This window comes from Curtobacterium pusillum (assembly GCF_007680845.1).
Classification (GTDB): Bacteria; Actinomycetota; Actinomycetes; order Actinomycetales; family Microbacteriaceae; genus Curtobacterium; species Curtobacterium pusillum_B.
In genome coordinates this window covers 178,213-195,709 of sequence record NZ_VEIY01000006.1, presented here as the reverse complement: position 1 = coordinate 195,709, position 17,497 = coordinate 178,213, and the positions used below count along the sequence as shown (strand labels likewise).

At 71.0% G+C, this 17,497-nt stretch carries 13 protein-coding genes; 7 read left to right on the top strand and 6 right to left on the bottom strand.

The window, feature by feature from the left end; genetic code table 11:
- Positions 1–52 precede the first annotated feature (52 nt).
- Positions 53–808, bottom strand: coding sequence for a polyprenol monophosphomannose synthase (locus FS825_RS14085; RefSeq protein ID WP_144714080.1), 756 nt, complete (start codon positions 806–808; stop codon positions 53–55).
- Entirely contained in the window at positions 805–3,294 is a 2,490-nt protein-coding gene (locus FS825_RS14080; RefSeq protein WP_144714078.1) for a glycosyltransferase, read from the bottom strand. The genes FS825_RS14085 and FS825_RS14080 overlap by 4 nt, the downstream gene beginning before the upstream one ends.
- A gap of 216 nt (positions 3,295–3,510) precedes the next feature.
- Here FS825_RS14080 and FS825_RS14075 point away from each other — a divergent pair, with 216 nt between their 5' ends.
- On the top strand, positions 3,511–4,797 hold the full coding sequence (locus FS825_RS14075) for a glycosyltransferase family protein (protein WP_144714076.1): 1,287 nt from the start codon (positions 3,511–3,513) through the stop codon (positions 4,795–4,797).
- Positions 4,798–5,188: 391 nt separating this feature from the next.
- Here the strand turns inward: FS825_RS14075 and FS825_RS14070 are convergent, their stop codons facing one another.
- Together FS825_RS14070 and FS825_RS18695 are read right to left on the bottom strand one after the other, a co-directional pair.
- Positions 5,189–7,627, bottom strand: coding sequence for a hypothetical protein (locus tag FS825_RS14070; RefSeq protein WP_144714074.1), 2,439 nt, complete (start codon positions 7,625–7,627; stop codon positions 5,189–5,191).
- Positions 7,627–8,202: a hypothetical protein gene (locus FS825_RS18695; RefSeq protein ID WP_186377250.1), complete on the bottom strand. Its 576-nt coding sequence runs from the start codon at positions 8,200–8,202 to the stop codon at positions 7,627–7,629. The genes FS825_RS14070 and FS825_RS18695 overlap by 1 nt, the downstream gene beginning before the upstream one ends.
- A gap of 206 nt (positions 8,203–8,408) precedes the next feature.
- Between FS825_RS18695 and FS825_RS14060 the strand changes: the two genes are divergently transcribed.
- The 5 genes from FS825_RS14060 to FS825_RS14040 are packed head-to-tail and all read left to right on the top strand — an operon-like array spanning position 8,409 to position 13,670.
- The gene (locus FS825_RS14060; RefSeq protein WP_144714070.1) at positions 8,409–9,311 is read left to right on the top strand and encodes an ABC transporter permease; all 903 of its coding nucleotides are present in this window, start codon (positions 8,409–8,411) and stop codon (positions 9,309–9,311) included.
- Positions 9,312–9,314: 3 nt separating this feature from the next.
- Positions 9,315–10,544 (top strand): ABC transporter ATP-binding protein, encoded by a 1,230-nt coding sequence (locus tag FS825_RS14055; protein WP_144714068.1) that lies wholly within the window; start codon positions 9,315–9,317, stop codon positions 10,542–10,544.
- Complete coding sequence (locus FS825_RS14050; RefSeq protein WP_144714066.1) at positions 10,463–11,578, top strand: glycosyltransferase family 2 protein; 1,116 nt, start codon at positions 10,463–10,465, stop codon at positions 11,576–11,578. The genes FS825_RS14055 and FS825_RS14050 overlap by 82 nt, the downstream gene beginning before the upstream one ends.
- Positions 11,579–11,631: 53 nt before the next feature.
- Positions 11,632–12,810, top strand: coding sequence for a glycosyltransferase family 4 protein (locus tag FS825_RS14045; protein ID WP_222126939.1), 1,179 nt, complete (start codon positions 11,632–11,634; stop codon positions 12,808–12,810).
- The gene (locus tag FS825_RS14040; RefSeq protein ID WP_144714062.1) at positions 12,807–13,670 is read left to right on the top strand and encodes a glycosyltransferase family 2 protein; all 864 of its coding nucleotides are present in this window, start codon (positions 12,807–12,809) and stop codon (positions 13,668–13,670) included. The genes FS825_RS14045 and FS825_RS14040 overlap by 4 nt, the downstream gene beginning before the upstream one ends.
- An 8-nt stretch (positions 13,671–13,678) precedes the next feature.
- Here the strand turns inward: FS825_RS14040 and FS825_RS14035 are convergent, their stop codons facing one another.
- Entirely contained in the window at positions 13,679–15,391 is a 1,713-nt protein-coding gene (locus FS825_RS14035) for a glycosyltransferase family protein (protein ID WP_144714060.1), read from the bottom strand.
- A 266-nt stretch (positions 15,392–15,657) separates the two neighbouring features.
- Between FS825_RS14035 and FS825_RS14030 the strand changes: the two genes are divergently transcribed.
- On the top strand, positions 15,658–16,620 hold the full coding sequence (locus FS825_RS14030; RefSeq protein ID WP_144714058.1) for a glycosyltransferase family 2 protein: 963 nt from the start codon (positions 15,658–15,660) through the stop codon (positions 16,618–16,620).
- A gap of 4 nt (positions 16,621–16,624) precedes the next feature.
- Here the strand turns inward: FS825_RS14030 and rfbA are convergent, their stop codons facing one another.
- Entirely contained in the window at positions 16,625–17,488 is an 864-nt protein-coding gene (gene rfbA, locus FS825_RS14025; RefSeq protein ID WP_144714056.1) for a glucose-1-phosphate thymidylyltransferase RfbA, read from the bottom strand.
- Positions 17,489–17,497: the final 9 nt, after the last annotated feature.

The following is a 17,497-nucleotide window of genomic DNA, read 5'->3' as shown; positions in this document are numbered from 1 at the left end:
GCCCCGCACCGCGCCTCCAGTCCGTCGGCGCGTCCGGGCCACCGCGACCGCGTCACCGACGCGCGGATGCCCGCCGACGCCCGAAGCGGCGCTGCAGCCCCCACTGCGTGACCCGCAGCATCGCCTCGACGACGACCGACCGGCTCATCTTCGACACCCCGTGCACGCGGTCCCGGAACCGGATGGGGACCTCGACGATGCGACCACCGAGGTCGTCGACGCGCAGGGTCATGTCGACCTGGAAGCAGTAGCCCTTCGAGTCGATCGACCCGAGGTCCATCCGGGCGACGACGTCCGAGCGGTAGACCCGGAAGCCCGCGGTGACGTCGCGCACGCCGAGCCCGAGGACGATCCGCGCGTAGGTGTTCGCGCCGCGACTGAGGACCTCGCGGCGGAGCGGCCAGTCGACCACCGACCCGCCGGGCACCCAGCGCGAACCGATCGCGAGCGCGACGCCGTCGTCGGCGGTGACGGCCGCGATCATCGCCGGGAGCCGGTCGGCGGGGTGCGACCCGTCGGCGTCCATCTCGACCAGGAGCGGGTAACCGCGTTCCAGGCCCCAGCGGAAGCCCGCGACGTAGGCCGTGCCGAGGCCGCCCTTGCCGCTGCGCTCGACCAGGTGCACCCGTTCGTCCGCCGCCCGGATCGCGCGGACGATGTCGGCCGTGCCGTCCGGACTGCCGTCGTCGACGACCAGCACGTGCGCCGTGGGCACCGCCTGCAGGATCGCCGTGGTGACGGCGCGGACGTTCTCGGCCTCGTCGTACGTCGGGACGACGACGAGGACCGTGGGGGCCGGTCGGCTCACCGGCTCTGCAGGCGGCGCTTGATCTTGCCCGCGACGCTGCGCGGACCTTCGGTGCGGAAGTAGTGCACGGCGCGGCCGAGGTCGTACCGGACGCCGTGGAGCTTCTTGCGCTCCGGCACGCGCACGCGCATCTGGTGCGCCTCGATCTGCGCGTCCGTCTCGCGGACGGTCTTGTCGGCGGCGCGGACGGGGTTCCGGCAGAACTCCACGAGCGGGGCGAGGACGTTCTCCCAGGTGAAGCGCTCGCGCACCCGGTCGACGTTGGCGATGAACTCGGTCCGGGCCTTCTTGTCGTAGATCGCCGTCTCGAGGGCGGCGGCGAGGCCGTCGACGTCCTGCTCGTGGACCGCGATGCCGAGCTTCTCCTCCGCCACGAGGTCGCCGAAGGAGTCGCCCACGGTCGTCACGATCGGCAGCCGTGCCCAGAGGTAGTCGAGGATCCGGGTGCGGAACGAGAACGTGGTCTCGAGGTGCTCGTAGTGCGTCGAGACGCCGGCGTCGGCTTCGAGGAGGTAGGCGCCGCGTTCCTCGTACGGGATCCACGTGTCGTTGAAGAACACGTGCTTGCCGGTGAGCCCGAGCGCGTCGGCCTCCGCCCGGACCTTCGCGACGATGTCCATCTCGGGGACGTCCGGGTTCGGGTGCTGCACGCCCATGAAGAAGAGCTTCACGGTCGGACGGCGCTCGGCGAGCCGGGCGATCGCGCGGACGAGCGTGATCGGGTCGAACCAGTCGTAGATGCCGCCGCCCCAGACGACGAGCTTGTCGTTCTTGCCGATGCCGGGGACGACGCCCTTGACGCGTGCCTGGTCGTGCACGGGCGGGGTCGAGGACAGCCCGAAGGGCACGACCCCGATCAGCGAGCGGAGGTCGGCGTCGCGGGAGTACGTGCGGGCGTTCACCCGGCCGGAGCCGGCGAGCTGCCCGAGCCAGAACATCCGCTGGCGCTCGGACGCGCAGATGAAGTAGTCACCGAGCTCGAGCTGGTGGTTCAGCGTGTCCGACGCGTCGAGGATCTGCCGGTTCCACTGGTCGACGTCGTCGCTGCGGCCCTGCTCGAGCTGTTCGAGGTGCAGCGGGTCGTAGACGTCGACCACGAGGATCTTGCGCGTGGACTCGAGCACGGGGAACAGGCGGAGCGCGTGTCCCTGCACGATGATGACGTCGGCCCAGGCCTCGTGCTCGACCATCTGGCGCGGGTGGCGGTGCGGGACCGTGACGACCTCGTACGAGGGGTCGATCGGCGAGGACCGGGTGAGGCTGATCACGCGGACGTCGTGCTCGTTCGCGAGCTGCTTCGCCATCTGGGTCGCACGGATCGCCGGGCCGGCCATCTTCTCGCCGATGGAGTCACCGGTGACGATGAGCACCCGACGACGGGTCCCGGCCTCGAGCACACCGAGGGAGTGCACGATCTTGTCGTAGCCGGCGAGGTAGTCCTCGATCGGGTAGGCGGGCTCGTCGCGGTTGCCGAACAGCCGGAGGAGCTCACGGTCGCTGCGGACGCGCGTCGCCTGGATCTCGCGGCGGGAGTCGGTCATCGACGGGAGCTGCTCGACGAACTGATCGATGCCGTAGATGCCCGCCATGCTCGTCTTCGGGACCGGGATCGTCGGGACGCTGTCGTCACCGGGGTTGCGGAGGTCGAGCGACGTCGAGTCGAGCTCGCCGCGGCCGACGGCACGGCGGACGGCCAGCGCGAGCGAACCCGGCAGGGCGGCGGCCAGCTGCTCGTCGCCGAGGTTCTTGTAGAGCGTGAAGAGGGCGTTGCGCTCGAGCAGGTACGTCTCGCGGAAGTCGCCGAACTTGTTCATCGACGCGTGGTGCTTGTGGAACGCGACGGACTTCGGCTGGTACCGGAACCGCCACCCGAGCAGGTTGAGCCGCCACCCGAGGTCGACGTCCTCGTAGAACATGAAGTAGCGGTCGTCGAAGCCACCGAGCTGCTCGAAGAGCTCCGCCCGGACGAACATCGCGGCGCCGGTGCCGAACAGGACGTCGGTCTCGGACTCCCAGCGGCCGGTGTCCGGGGACCCGGCGAACGGCTTGTAGCCCATGCCGTACCAGGTCATCGCGGCCTCGGTGAAGTCGACGTTCACGCCGTCCCAGTCGAGGACCTTCGACGCGACCGCGCCGATGTCCGCGCCGGAGGCGAAGGTCGCCATCGCCTCGCGCACCCAGCCGGAGTCCGGGCGGGCGTCGTTGTTGAGGAACGCGACGATCTCGCCCGAGGAGTGCTCGACGCCCAGGTTGCACCCGCCCGTGAAGCCGAGGTTCGCGCCCGAGTCGACGAAGGTGAAGTCGAGGTCGGAGGCCTTCAGCCGCCCGACGTGCTCGGGACCGGAGCCGTTGTCGACGACGATCACCTCGAGCCGGTCCTGCGGCCAGTCCTGCTTGCGGAGCTCGGCGATGCTCGTCAGGGTGTCGTCGGTGCCCTTGTAGTTCACGAGGACGACGGACACGACTCCCGGCTTGCGCTCTGTCACGGCGGGTTCCTCCAGCGGCTGCCGCGGGTGCGGCGTGGATCGGTGGTGCGACCGTCGGGGTGCCCGTCGGCCGACAACACCCTACAAGGCGCAGCACGGCGCTCGGCTGGGATCGCCTCCGTTTCGGGCACAATGGCACTCGGTCGCCCCCACCCGGCGGCTCCCCCCGAGACCACCACCCGGTCGCGGCGCCCCCTTCCCAGACCCGGAGTCCACGTGACGCAGCACCCGATCCCGACCTCCCCCGCACCGTCGCCACTGGCCGAGGAGTACGCGGCCATCGCCCGCGGCGACCACGCGACCGGCACGAGGGGAACGGTCCGCTTCGCGGTGTCGACGGACGACCCGACCGAGGGCAAGGGCGACCTGTTCGTCGCGCTCGGCCTGGCCCGTGCGCTGCGCCGCGAGGACTGGGGCGTCGACGTGTGGCCGATCCGCCGCTGGGCCGAGGACGTCCCCGACGACACGACGGTGCTCGTGAGCATGATCGAGTCGTTCGTCCCCGGGCTCGTGCCCGCGGGCACGGCGACCGTCGCCTGGGTCCGGAACTGGACCGCGCAGTGGGCCTCGGTGCCGTACCTCGCCGAGTTCGACGCGGTGTGGGCCTCGTCCTCGATCGCCCGGGACGAACTGGCCCGGGCGGTCGACGGACCCGTCGAGGTCGTGCCGATCGGCGTCGACCTCGACCTCTTCACCCTCGACCCCGCGCAACCGCGGAGCGACCGCACCGTGACCACCGTGAACTTCTGGGGTGCCCGCCGACGCGTGCAGGACGTCCTCGCCGAGGTCGCCCCGCCCGAGCCGATCGTCTGGTTCGCCGCCAACGTCGAGCACGTCGAACCCGCTCCCGGGGTCGAGCTCCGCTCCCCCGTGCCGTACTTCGCGCTGCCGGAGGTGTACCGCGCCGCGGCGTTCGTCGTGGACGACGTGATCGCACCGGCGGCCGAGTTCGGCACGCTCAACTCCCGCCTGTACGAGTCGCTCGCCTGCGGCGCCCTGCCCGTCACGGACTGCGCGCTCGGCCTCGACGAGCTCGGGCTGGCGGACGTCCCGGTCTTCACGGACGCCGCGTCGCTCGAACGGGCCATCGCGATGCCGGCCGCCGAGCGGGAGGCCCTCGTCGCACGCCTGCGGGAGGTCGTCGTGGCGCGGCACTCGTTCGCGGCCCGCGCCGAGCAGGTGGGCCCCTCGCTCGACGCCGCGATCGCCCGCGCCGGCGCCCGGACGGGCGAGCGCGACCCGCTCCTCCGCTGGGCGGCGATGCAGCGCGAGGTGCTCCGCGAGACCGAGCGGGAGCGCGACGCCCACCGCTCGGGCGTCGAGGAGATCAACCGCCGGCTCATCGTGTCGGAGGAGGCGGTCGCGGTGATCGACCGTGCCCGCCAGGAAGCCGAGGCCGAGCGCGACGCGATCGCCCGGAGCTACGACTCGCTCACCCACTCCGCCGAGTACCGAGTGCTCGACCGTCTGGGTGGCGTCGCCCGCGCGCTCCGGCGCCGCTGACCGCGCGACCCGCGCGGCGACCGAGGACGCCACTACGAACGAGACGGGGTGGGCACGTCTACTGCACGGTGATCCTCCGGTAGGCCTCCGTGCTGGCTCGGCCGCCCTGGTTGATCGCCAAGACCCAGACCTCGGTGCTGCCGAAGGTCCGGCTGCTCCGCGTCGTCGATCGACCGCGCCCGCCAGGAAGCCGAGGCCGAGCGCGACGCGATGGCCCGGACCTAGGACGCGCTCACCTATCTCGGGTGCTCGACCGCCTGGGTGGCGTCGCCCGCGCGCTCCGGCGCCGCTGACCGCGCGACGCGCACGGGGGCCGAGGACGCCACTACGAACGGACGGGAGGCGCGGTGCCAACTGGCACCGCGCCTCCCGTCCGTTCGTGTGGGCGCGTCTACTGCACGGTGATCGTCCGGCAGGTCTCCGTGTTGGCGCCGGTCCCCTGGTTGATCGCGAACACGCAGACCTGGGTGCTGCCGGAGGACCGGTTGCTCAGCGTCGTCGAGAACGCGTGGTTCCCGCCGTACCCGGCGTAGACGGTCGCGAGACCGGCCTTCGCCTGGTTCGCCGTGACCGACTGCGCGGCCTTGCCGCCGATGTACACGTGCACCTGGACCGGTCCGGCGACGTCCGGGTCGATGGTCCAGCCCCGGACCTTGACCTGGCCGGCACCCGGCGAGGAGACCTCGTCGAGCAGCAGCACCGGGTTGCCGGTCGCCGCGGCCACCTTCGCGCAGGCGCTCGTGTTCGAGCCGCCACCGACGTTCTTGCCGACCGCGCACACGGTGTGCGCGCCCGGTCCGACGCCGGTGATCGTCTGCGTGAACGCGTGGTTCGCGCCGTACCCGGGGTAGGTGGTGGCGAGCGCGTCCTTCGCGACGTTCGCCGTCCCGGTGCCGAGCGTCTTGCCGTCCACCGTGTACGTCATCGAGACCGCCGCGGTGACGTCCGGGTCGACCGCCGAGCCGCTGATGGTGATCGAGCCGAGGCCGGTCGTGGCGGCCTTGTCGACCGTCACCTTCGGCGAACCGGTGGGCGTCGAGAACGTCCGGCAGATGTTCTGGTTGTTGCCCGGGCCGACGTTGATCGCGATGACGCAGGCCGTGTGGGTGCCGGCGCTGATCCCAGTGCGCTCAAACAGGTACGCGTGGTCGTCCCCGTAACCGGGTCGGGCCGCGCCGAGTCCGGTCTTGGTCTTGTTCGCGTCGACCGCGGTCAGGGCCTTCCCGTCCAGGTAGACGTGCACCCGGACCGTGCCCGTGGTGTCGGGGTCGATCGTCCAGCCGCGGACCAGCATCGTGCCGGGCGCCTTCGACGAGACCTCGTCGAGGATCAGCCACGGTGCGCCGCTCGGCCGGGTGACGCTCTTCGTCCCGAGCAGCTTCCACTGCTTGGACGACGTGTCCTGCACGTACGTCTGGATCGTGTGCTTGCCCGCGGTGAGGCCGGTCACCTTGCCCGAGAAGCCGTGGTTGTTCCCGTAGCCGGGGTACCGCTTGCCCACGTCGCTCCGGACGGTGTTCGCGGTGACGGTCGTCTTCGTGGCGCCGTCGACGCGGACCTGCACCTGCACCGGGCCCGAGCTGTCCGGATCGATCGCCCAGCCGCCGACCGTCAGCGTCGACGCGCCGACGGTCGCGCTGTCGAAGCTGCCGAACGGGTCGCCGGTCCGGATGGAGAACGTCTGGCAGGACAGCAGCGTGTTCGCGCCGGGCCCCTGGTTGATGCCGTAGACGCAGAGGTTGTGCGAGCCGCCGGAGATGTTCGACAGGGTCGTCGAGAACCCGTGCGCCGTGTTGCCCGAGCCGAGTCGGGACGCCAGGTCGGTGCGGTTCGTGTTCGCGGTGATCGTCTGCTTGCCGGCACCGTCGATGTAGAACGCGACGCGGAGGGGCGCCGTGGTGTCCGGGTCGGCGGCCCAGCCGTTGACCGTGATCGCCTTGTAGCCGGCGGCAACCGAGTCGACGTGCCCGATCGGCGAGGACCCACCCGTGGGCGACCCGAACCAGTCGGTGTACATCCGCCAGAAGTTGCGGTTGCCGTAGGCGGAGCAGCTGTCACCGGTGCCGTAGAGGTTCGCCATGGCGGCGGCGTTCGGGGTGTACGGCGTGTAGATGTACAGCGCCGCCGTGGCCTGGTTCTCGATGTAGACGGTCTTGCGGCCGCAGGCGGCGTTCGGGTTGTACAGGATCGAGTTGTTGCGACCCGCCTGGTACGCCCACGACGTCGGCGACGCCTGGTACCGCTTGAACTGCAGTGCCGCGGCGTAGACCTGCTGGCCGAATCCGTAGTACTTCGGGTCGCACGGGGCGGTGTCCGGGCAGGCGAAGCCCGTGGCGTGCAGGTACATGTACGTCGTCGGGCTCGACGTCGACACGATGGCCTGCTCCTTCTGCAGGAGCACGAGCAGGACCTTCTGGCTGATCCCGCACGCCGAGCCGACCTGCGCGATCATCGTCGCCGCCGACTTGTTGCCCCCGGGGATCGCCGAGCAGCGCCCGGAGACCGCCGCGATGGCGCTCATGTTCTGCGTGAAGTTCTTCAGGCACGCCGGGCCACCGGACGCCTGCCGGCAGTTCGCGCCGGCGCTGTTGAGGAACGACTGCACCGCGGAGCCGCTCATCGCGGACCCGTCGTAGAAGTTCGCGTCACTGATGATGTTGCCCGGGTCGAACCCGGCGGCGGTCGCGGCGGACGCGGACTCGGTGGTCGTCGCCTCGGACACGATCGTGCCGAACGTCAGCCCGCTCACCGCGATCGCGAGTGCTGCGACGATGCCGAGGGTGGAACGGAACGGGCGACGCCGCCCGCCGTTCGTCAGGATGGAACGCATCACGGCACCTCCGCCGTCATCGGGTCGGACGTGGTCGACTGCGACCCGACCGAGTACTTGAGGGTGATCGACCACGTGCCGGTCGACACTTGCGCCGCGGGGAACGACACCTGCGCGCAGCTGACCGACGACGCACTCGCCTCGGCCCGGCTGGTCTGGGTGCGCGTGACCCCGCCCTTCGCGGCGGTGAACGTGCAGGTGCCCGACGCGTTGGTGGTGCCGGACACCAGGCCACCCGCCTGGAGCGTCTTCGTGCCGGCGTCCCAGCCGGAGAAGGTCACCAGGGCGGTCGCCGGGAAGTCCGACGGGTCGGTGTCGGGCTGGCTCGTCTGGCCGGTCCCGGGGAACGACGTGGGGGCGTCGTCGTCGCTCGGCTCCGAAGCGGCCTCGGTCGGCGACGGATCGGTCGACGCGGTGGTCGTGGACGTGGCCGACGGGCTCGTCGACGCCGACGCGCTGGCGTTCCGTGTGGGCGATGGTGTGGGGTCGTCACCGCCGGCGGAACAACCCGCCGCGAGGAGACTGAGAGCACCGATCACCGCGAACGCAGCGATCGGCCGTGGAGCAAGCTGCATGCTGACGGGCCGTCCTGTGGGTGTTGACAAGGGTCCGGGTTGCGTCAACGGTAACCCCAAAGTGAAGGTTGAGGGTTGCATCTGCGCACATTCACCCCCGCACGGGGGCGAACGACAGGTGTTGCTCGCTCCGGACGGCGCACCCGCTCCTCGTCAGAGGCGGTGAGTATGCTGTTCCGGTCCTGCCCCCACGAACGAAGAGACGAATGGTCGATCAAGCCCGCATGGCGGCGCTCGCGAAGGAGCCCCTCGTCGTGGTCGGCGCTCCGACGAGCGCCTTCCGAGGAACCTGGCGAGAACTCCGCGACGTCTTCCGGCAGCGCGAGATGCTCGGGATGCTCATCCGCCGTGACCTCAAGGCGCGGTACAAGGACTCGGCACTCGGGTTCGTGTGGACGCTGGTGCGCCCGCTGACCCAGCTCCTCATCTACTACTTCGTCATCGGCAAGGTGCTCGGCGCCGCCCACGGCATCGACAACTTCGCGATCTACGTCTTCACGGGCCTGAGCGCCTACACGCTCTTCAGCGAGATCGTCGCCGGGTCGACCAGCTCGATCGTCGGGAACAGCGGCCTCATCAAGAAGGTCTACGTCCCGCGGGAGGTCTTCCCGCTCGCGAGCGTCGGGGCGGCCCTGGTCAACTTCGCGATCCAGTTCGCGATCCTGCTGGCCTTCACCGTCGTGCTCGGCGCGTTCCCCTGGCACGAGGGCCTGGTCTACCTCATCCCGTCCCTGTTGGTGATCCTGGTCTACGGGGCCGCGATCGGGCTCGTGCTCGCCGCGCTCAACGTGTACCTGCGCGACGTGCAGTTCGTCATCGACGTCGGCCTCATGGTGCTGCTCTGGGCATCGCCGATCGTGTACTCGTACTCGATGGTGCTCGCGAACGTCAAGGTCGGCTGGATCCTCGCCGTCTACACGAACAACCCGCTCACCCTGTCCGTGCTCGGGCTGCAGAACGCGGTCTGGCTGCACGACCCGGCGACGGTCGTCTACCCGGGCCACCTCATGACACGACTCCTCATCGCGCTCGTGATCGGGCTCGTGTGCCTCGTCGGCGCGCAGCGGGTGTTCTCCCGTCTGCAGGGCAACTTCGCGCAGGAGCTCTAGACCATGGCCATCAGCACCCCCGTCGCTCCGACGACGTCCGGCGCCAGCGCGGAGCGCCCCGACGTCATCGTCATCGACCACGTCCGGAAGCGCTTCGTCGTCCGCAAGGACAACACGATCCGCGAGCGCATCGTCACCCTCGGTCGTGCCGGACGGAAGCACCGGCAGGACTTCTGGGCGCTCGACGACGTCACCGTGTCGATCCAGGCCGGCACCACCGTCGGCCTCATCGGTCAGAACGGCTCCGGCAAGTCCACGCTGCTGAAGGCCATCGGCGGGATCATCCAGCCGACGTCCGGCACGGTCGCGCGCCGCGGTCGCCTCGCCGCGCTGCTCGAGCTCGGCGCCGGGTTCCACCCGGACCTCTCCGGCCGCGAGAACGTGTTCCTCAACGCGAGCCTCCTGGGCCTCAGCCGCAAGGAGACCGAGGAGCGCTTCGACGACATCCTCGCGTTCTCCGGCATCGGCGACTTCATCGACACCCAGGTGAAGTTCTACTCGTCCGGCATGTACGTGCGGCTCGCCTTCGCGGTCGCCGTGCACACCGACCCCGACGTCCTGCTCGTCGACGAGGTCCTGGCCGTCGGCGACGAGGCGTTCCAGCGCAAGTGCCTCGACCGGATCCGCTCGTTCCAGGAGCAGGGTAAGACGATCATCATCGTCACGCACTCGCTCAGCCAGGTGCAGGAGATGTGCGACCGGGCGATCCTGCTGAACAAGGGGAAGGTCCTGGTCGACGGCGACCCGGTGGAAGCCGTCGCGGCCTTCCGTGACGTGCTCGAAGAGCGTCGTCAGGGGGAGACCAACCGCGACGTCGCCCCGGGGCGGGGTCGCGTCGTGAGCGCCACCGTGCAGCCCGTCGGGAAGCCGCACGGCGCGCCCGTCTCGCCCGGCGACGACATCGAGGTGACCGCTGAGTTCGAGCACGACGACGGCATCGAGGACTGGGTCGCGGCGCTGCAGATCAACAGCTCCGCCGGACAGGTCGTCTACGGCGTCACCAACACCACGCTCGGTCTCGATCTCGGCAGGCTCGAAGGACGACGGCGCTTCCGCTTCGTCGTGCGCGACGTCCGGTTCGGGTCCGGGAAGTACTTCATCAACGTCTCGCTCATCGACTCAGCCGGCCGACACGTGCACGACCTCCCGGAGTGCGACGCGTTCGACGTCCCGTTCTACCCGCGAGCGGTCGGTACGGTCCACGCGGTCCCGGAGCTCGAGGAGCTCGACTGACGCCCTCCGACGGCGCACCGCGGACCGCGGTCGTCGTCGTCAACTGGAACCGTGCCGACCTCACCACGCGTGCGGTGCGCGCCATCCTCGACGAGGGCGCGGCCGACCAGGTGATCGTGGTCGACAACGGCTCCTCGGACGACTCGGTCGCCGTCCTCCGACGTGCGCTCCCGGACGCCACGGTCATCGCCCGCGGCACGAACGGCGGCTTCGCGGCGGGCGTCAACACGGGCATCCGACACGCGGACGCCGACGTCGTCGTCCTGCTCAACAACGACGCCTCCCCCGCTCCCGGCTTCGTCGCGGCCCTCCGCGACCACCTGCTGCGCGCCGCGCCCGACGTGGCCGCGGTCACCGGCCGCATCGTGCTCGCCGGACGCTGGTCGCGCCTCCCGTCCGACACCACGCCCGCACCCGGCCAACGCGTGCTCCGCGATCACGACGGCGACCTCTGGACGCCGTCGGAGGACGGCGAGGTCCGGCTCAACTCGACCGGCGTGCTCGTCGACCGCGACGGCAACGGAAAGGACCGCGACTGGTTCGCCCCCGCCGACCGCATCGCCGACCGCGACGTCTTCGGCTTCTCCGGGGGCGCCAGCGCCCTCCGGCGCGCCGCCCTCGACGACGTCGGGCTCCTCGACGAGTCGCTGTTCATGTACTACGAGGACACCGAGCTCTCCTGGCGGCTCCGTCGCCGCGGGTGGCGCGTCGAGTACGCCGCCGACGCGGTCGTCGAACACGACCACTCCGCGTCCTCGGGGGTGCAGAGCGACCTCTTCGTGTCCCGCAACACCCGCAACCGGCTCGTCGTCGCGCTCTGGCACGCGCCGTGGTCGACGGTCGTCCACGCCGCGGTCCGCACCCTCGGCCGCGGCCTCCGTCTGCTGGCCGCCCCTGGCACCCGTCGGGAGGCGCGGCTCGTCCTGGCAGCGCTGGCCGACGTCGCGGGGCACCTCCCCGCGCACCTCGCGCACCGCGTCCGCCGTTCGCGGGTCGCGTCCGTCCCGCGGAGCGCCGTGGACCCGGACGCATGAGCGGCCAGGGCTATCCTGGTGACTCCCCCGTCCCTGCCCGGAAGGACCCGCGCGTGCCGCAGACCACCGTCCTCATCGACGGGACCGCGGTACCGAAGGACCTCGGCGGGGTCGGACGGTACGTCGAAGGGGTCGTGTCCCACCTCGGCGCGGCGGACCCGTCGCTCGACGTGCACCTGGTCGTCCGGCCCGTGCACGCGGCGCACTTCCGCGGTGTCGCGCCCGACGTCACCGTCCACGTGGCACCCGCCTGGACCGACTCCGTCCCGCTGCGGTTCGTCTGGGAGCAGACCGGCCTCCCCGCGCTGGGCCGTCGCATCGGTGCCACGGTCCTGCACTCGCCGCACTACACGTTCCCGTTCGGCTGGCGGCGGGGCTCGGTCGTCACCCTGCACGACGCCACGTTCTTCTCCAACCCCGAGTGGCACTCGCGTCTCAAGCGGACGTTCTTCACGTGGTGGAGCCGTCGATCACTCCGTTCCCGTCCGGTCGTGATCGTCCCGAGCGCCGCCACCGCGACCGAGGCCGCCCGGGTGGTCAGCGGCATCCGCGCGGACGTCCGGGTCGCGCCGCTCGGCGTCGACCGCGCACGCTTCCACGAGCCCTCGGTCGCCGAGGTCGAGGACGCCCGGATCGCCGCCGGCCTGCCCGACGACGCCTCGTGGATCGCGTTCCTCGGCACGATCGAGCCGCGGAAGAACGTCACGGCCCTCCTCGACGCCTACGCCGCCGTCCAGGGTGCGCGGGACGCGACCGGGGCCCCGACGCCGTGGCTCGTCCTCTCCGGTGCACGCGGGTGGGACACCGACGCGATCGAGCGGCTCGATGCGCTGCAGGACGCCGACCACGTCGTGGAAGCGGGGTACCTCCCGCTCGAGGACCTCGCGGGCTTCCTCGGTGGCGCGGAGTTCGTCGTCTACCCGTCCCTCGGCGAGGGCTTCGGGCTCCCCGTGGTCGAGGCGATGGCCGCCGGGGCGTGCGTCCTCACCACCAGGCGGCTGTCGCTGCCCGAGGTCGGGGGGGACGCCGCGGTCTACACCGAGCCCGACGCCTCGGCGTTGGGGACCGCGATGACCTCGCTGCTCGACGATCCCGCACGCGTGGCCACGCACCGCGCCGCCGCGCTCCGGCGCGCCGACGAGTTCACGTGGGACGCGACCGCGACGGTGCACGTCGACGCGTACCGCGAGGTCGCTGTTCCGTTCGTCGGTTCCGGGCAGGTCACGCGGTGAGCGCGTCGCCACGGGTGGCGGTCCTCACCGTCACCTACAACACGGGTGAGACGATCCGGCCGTTCCTCGCGAGCGTCGAGGCCGCGTCGGCGTCACCGGTGGCGGTGGTCATCGCGGACAACGGGTCCGCCGACCTCGATGCGCTCCGGGCGATCGGTGAGTCGTACGGCGCCGTCGTCGTGTCCTCCGGCGGCAACCGCGGCTACGGCGGCGGGATCGACGCCGCCCTCGCCGCGCTCGACGACGTCCTGCCCGACGTCCGTCCGGAGTTCCTGCTCGTCACCAACCCCGACGTGGTCCTCGAACCCGGCTCGATCGACGAACTCGTCGCGGCCGCCGAACGTCTGCCGGACGGTGGGTCGTTCGGGCCGCGGATCCTCGACGAGCACGGCGAGACCTACCCATCTGCACGTCGGCTGCCCTCGCTCCGCACCGGGCTCGGACACGCGGCGTTCTCGCGGTTCTGGCCGGCGAACCCGTGGAGCCAGCGGTACTGGTCCACCACCCAGGTCGTCGAGCGCGAGGCCGAGTGGCTGTCCGGTGCGTGCTTCCTCATCCGCGCGGACCTCTTCCGGCAGCTCGGCGGGTTCGACGAGTCGTACTTCATGTACTTCGAGGACGTCGACCTCGGGCAGCGCGTGGGACGGGCCGGCCGGGCGAACGTGTACGTGCCGAGCGCCGTCGTGACGCACACCGGGGCGCACTCGACGTCGACGAACCGGCGCCCGATGGAGATCGAGCACCACCGGAGCGCCTACCGGTTCCTCTCGCGGAAGTACCGGGCGTGGTGGTTGTGGCCGCTGCGCGTCGTGCTGCGGGTCGGCCTGGCCGTCCGTGCGCGCTGGGTGACGCGCAAGTAGCGCGGACGTCACCGCGGGAGCCGCGCGCGTTCGTCCATCGCCACTGCGAGGAGCTGGTGCGACCGCTGGTCGAAGGAGTGGTCCGTCGCGATGCGCGCCGCGATCGCCGCTCGTTCCGATGCTGACGGCCACGGGTGTCGTGGGTCGAGGAGCACCTCGAGGTCCTCGTACGACGATGCGACCGCGAGGGTCGGGACGTCGAGGACCTCTGTGAGGCCCACGACGGGGTCGGTCACGACGACACCGCCGGCCCCGAGGACGTCGAAAACGCGGTTGGACACGAAGCCTCCCGCCGCCATGTCCGGCCAGTGGTCGTTGAGCACGACCCGCGCGGCGGCGTACGACTCCGCGACCTCGGCGCGTCCCAGGGACGGTCGACCGACGGCCACTCCGGGCGCCAGGGCCCGCCACCCCGGTCCGTGCAGACGGAGGTCGGCGCCGAGACGGATCGCGTCGGCGACGATCGGACGGACACCGCCCCGGGGCGAACCGACGAAGACCACGCGGCCCGCGTCCGTCCCCTCGGCCGAGTGGCGCGGATGGAACACGCTGGGGTCGGTCGCCTGCAGGAGCGTCCGCACCGGCACCCCCGCCCTCGCGGACGCCGACCGAGCCCAGTGCGAGCCGGCCGCGAACACCGCGTCGAACGCTCGCAACTCCGTGTCGGTGACCAGGTCCGGGTGGCTGATCACCCAGAGGAGGTTCACCGCCGTCGGGTTCGGGACGATCCGGTCGAGCCCCCGGAGCGAGAGCAGCACGTCGTCGTCGGCATCGTCGAAGCGCACGTGCGCGTCCCGCCGATCGACCCGCACCCGCTGGCCCGTGCGTTCGAGGGCGCTCGCGAGTTCGGCGGCGAAGTGGACGTCTCCCCAACCGTCCCCCTCCTCACCCGCGGGGGCGGCGATCTTGACGGCCCACCGGAGGGCGGTCGGACGGTGCAGGACCACCGGTCGCAGTCCCCAGGGTGGCAGCGGGAGTCCGGGGTCGACCCCGCCGACAGCGGCGGGGTCGGCGGGCAGGTCGCGCCACGCGTTCACCGTGTCGACCACGGTCGCGTCGACGAGCCTGCCGGGGGATGCGGCTCGGGTCACGGTGCCCACGTCCGCCACGAGGGCGTCGCCCAGGGCACGGGAGAGCACGCAGATCGCAACGCGTTCGTCCCGGACCACCGGGGCTCCGGCGCACTCCGCCACCGCCGCGCTCACCTCCCCCGAGAAGCACAGCACGGGCTGGTCAGCAGCGAACACCCCGTGGACGTCTGCCTGGGCGCGATCGTCCGACCACGGCAGCGCCCCGGGCCGCAGCAGGAGCGCTCCCGCGGAGAGGACGGCACCACTCGGCGTCCGGACCACCGGCTGGACCACGGCGCCGGGTCGGGCGCGGACGAGTCCGACGAGCGCGACGAGTGCGTCGGCCTCGATGGCGACCGAGCTGTCCACGACGACGACCGCGGGACCGACCCCACGAGCCACACCTCGTGCGATCGCCTGGACCACGCCGTCGGCGTCGTCTCGGTGCCCCCACGGCAGGTCCTCGTCGAAGGGACCACGGGGCGACCCATCGGCGACGTAGCTCTCGACGCGGACGTCCGCAGCGTCGGTGAACGCCGACCGTGCGGCACGGAGGACCGACGCGACCTCGGCATGCCGATCCGATCGGGTGGTCAGGACCACCGTGATGCTCGTGTGGTGGCCCCGCGGGCGGAAGGCCGGCATTCGCATGGTGTTCGATCCCAACGCGTTCGGGAACAGCGCAGGTGCACGATGGTCGAGCCACCAGGTGCCGGGTCCTCGTCGCCGGATCGGCCGGTGGACCAGGCGACGACCAGCGTTCCGGTCGCCGCGGACGGACCGACCGCGGATGCTCGGCCTCCGGGACGGTGTGGGGACACGGTACAAGGAGACGCCGCCACGAGTCGAGACCCACCGCTGGCGATCACACCGTCGTCTATCCTGGACGCTGCTCTCCGGAAAGGCGGCACGTACTGATGAGGTCGACCACGACGCTCCGACGAGCGGTGCGCGGAGCGAGTGACCGGATCGGACTGGCGACCGTCGTCGACGCGGCCGCCGGAGCCGTCCGAGACCGCCACTTGCCGGCGGACGAACGCGAATGGCGTCGACACCTCGCGAAGCTCCTCCGTCGAGGACTGCGCAGTACCGGTCCGGCGAAGTGGGCCGACCCCGCGATCGACGGCATCCCGATCGTCATCTGCCTGTGGAACCGGCCGGAGCGCGTGCACGAGATCGTGTCGATGCTGGAGTCGCTCGACCCGCCGACCCGCCTCAAGCTGCTCTTCTGGAACAACGCGGAAGCGAACGCGCCGCAGTACGGCTGGACGGCCGACCACGTCCCGTCGGGCTCGCTCGCGAGCATCGACCTCGTGAACAGCTCGGTGAACATCGGCGGCCTGGCACGGTTCGTGGCCGTCCGGTGGCTCCGCAACTCCGGCTACGACGGCCCCGTGCTCATGTTGGACGACGACCAGATCGTCGCCCCGTCGTTCGTGTCGGACCTCCTCGACGACTGGACACCGGAGTCGATCGTGGGGTGGTGGGCGTTCAACCAGGTCCGCTCCTACTGGGACCGCGAACAGGTCGAGGTCGGCGCTGAGACCGATCACGTCGGGACGGGCGGAACGGTCCTCGACTCCTCGCTCGTGGACGACGACCGCTTCTTCTTCGACCTGCCGCGACGCTTCGCCTTCATGGAGGACCAGTGGATGTCCTACCAGGCGCTCGCTCGCGGCTGGCGGCTGCAGAAGGCCAGGACGACGATGCACTTCGTCCTGGAGGAGCGGAACCAGTACCACGCGATGATCGAACTCAAGGACGAATTCCACCGCTACCTGCGTGGTACACCCGCGTTCCTGCCGCCCCGACCCAACGCCCGCACCGGCCGCAATGGGCGGCTCCGTCCGCGGATCGGACGGAGCCGGCGCTCGGTCTGACGGGTCAGGCGTCGAGCAGCCGCTGCAGGTAGACCCCGTAGCCGCCCTTCACGAGCGGCGCGGCGAGCTCGGCGAGCTGCGCGTCGTCGATCCAGCCGTTGCGCCAGGCGATCTCCTCGATGCAGCCGATCTTGAAGCCCTGGCGGTCCTCGATGACCTTGACGTACTCGGACGCCTGCATCATCGACTCGAACGTGCCGGTGTCGAGCCAGGCGGTCCCGCGGTCGAGGACCTGGACGCCGAGCTCCCCCGCCTCGAGGTAGCGCTCGTTCACGGTCGAGATCTCGAGCTCCCCGCGGGCGCTCGGCTCGATCGTCTTGGCGATCTCGATGACCTTGTTGTCGTAGAAGTACAGGCCGGGGACGGCGTAGTTCGACTTCGGCTCGGCCGGCTTCTCCTCGATGGAGACGGCGTGGAAGTCCTCGTCGAACTCGACCACGCCGTACGCCTTCGGGTCGGCCACGTGGTACGCGAAGATCGTGGCGCCGGTGACCTCGGCGTTCTTCCGGAGGTTCGACCCGAGGCCGGTGCCGTGGAAGATGTTGTCGCCGAGGACGAGCGCGACGCTGTCGTCGCCGATGAAGTCCTCACCGATGACGAACGCCTGCGCGAGGCCGTCCGGGCTCGGCTGGACGGCGTACTCGATGTGCATGCCGAACGCGGAGCCGTCGCCGAGGAGCGCGCGGAACTGGTCGTTGTACTCCGGCGTCGTGATGACGAGGACCTCGCGGATGCCGGCCATCATGAGCGTCGACAGCGGGTAGTAGACCATCGGCTTGTCGTAGATCGGCATGAGCTGCTTGCTGATGCCCTTGGTGATCGGCCAGAGGCGCGTGCCGGAACCGCCGGCGAGGATGATGCCCTTCAACGGGACTCC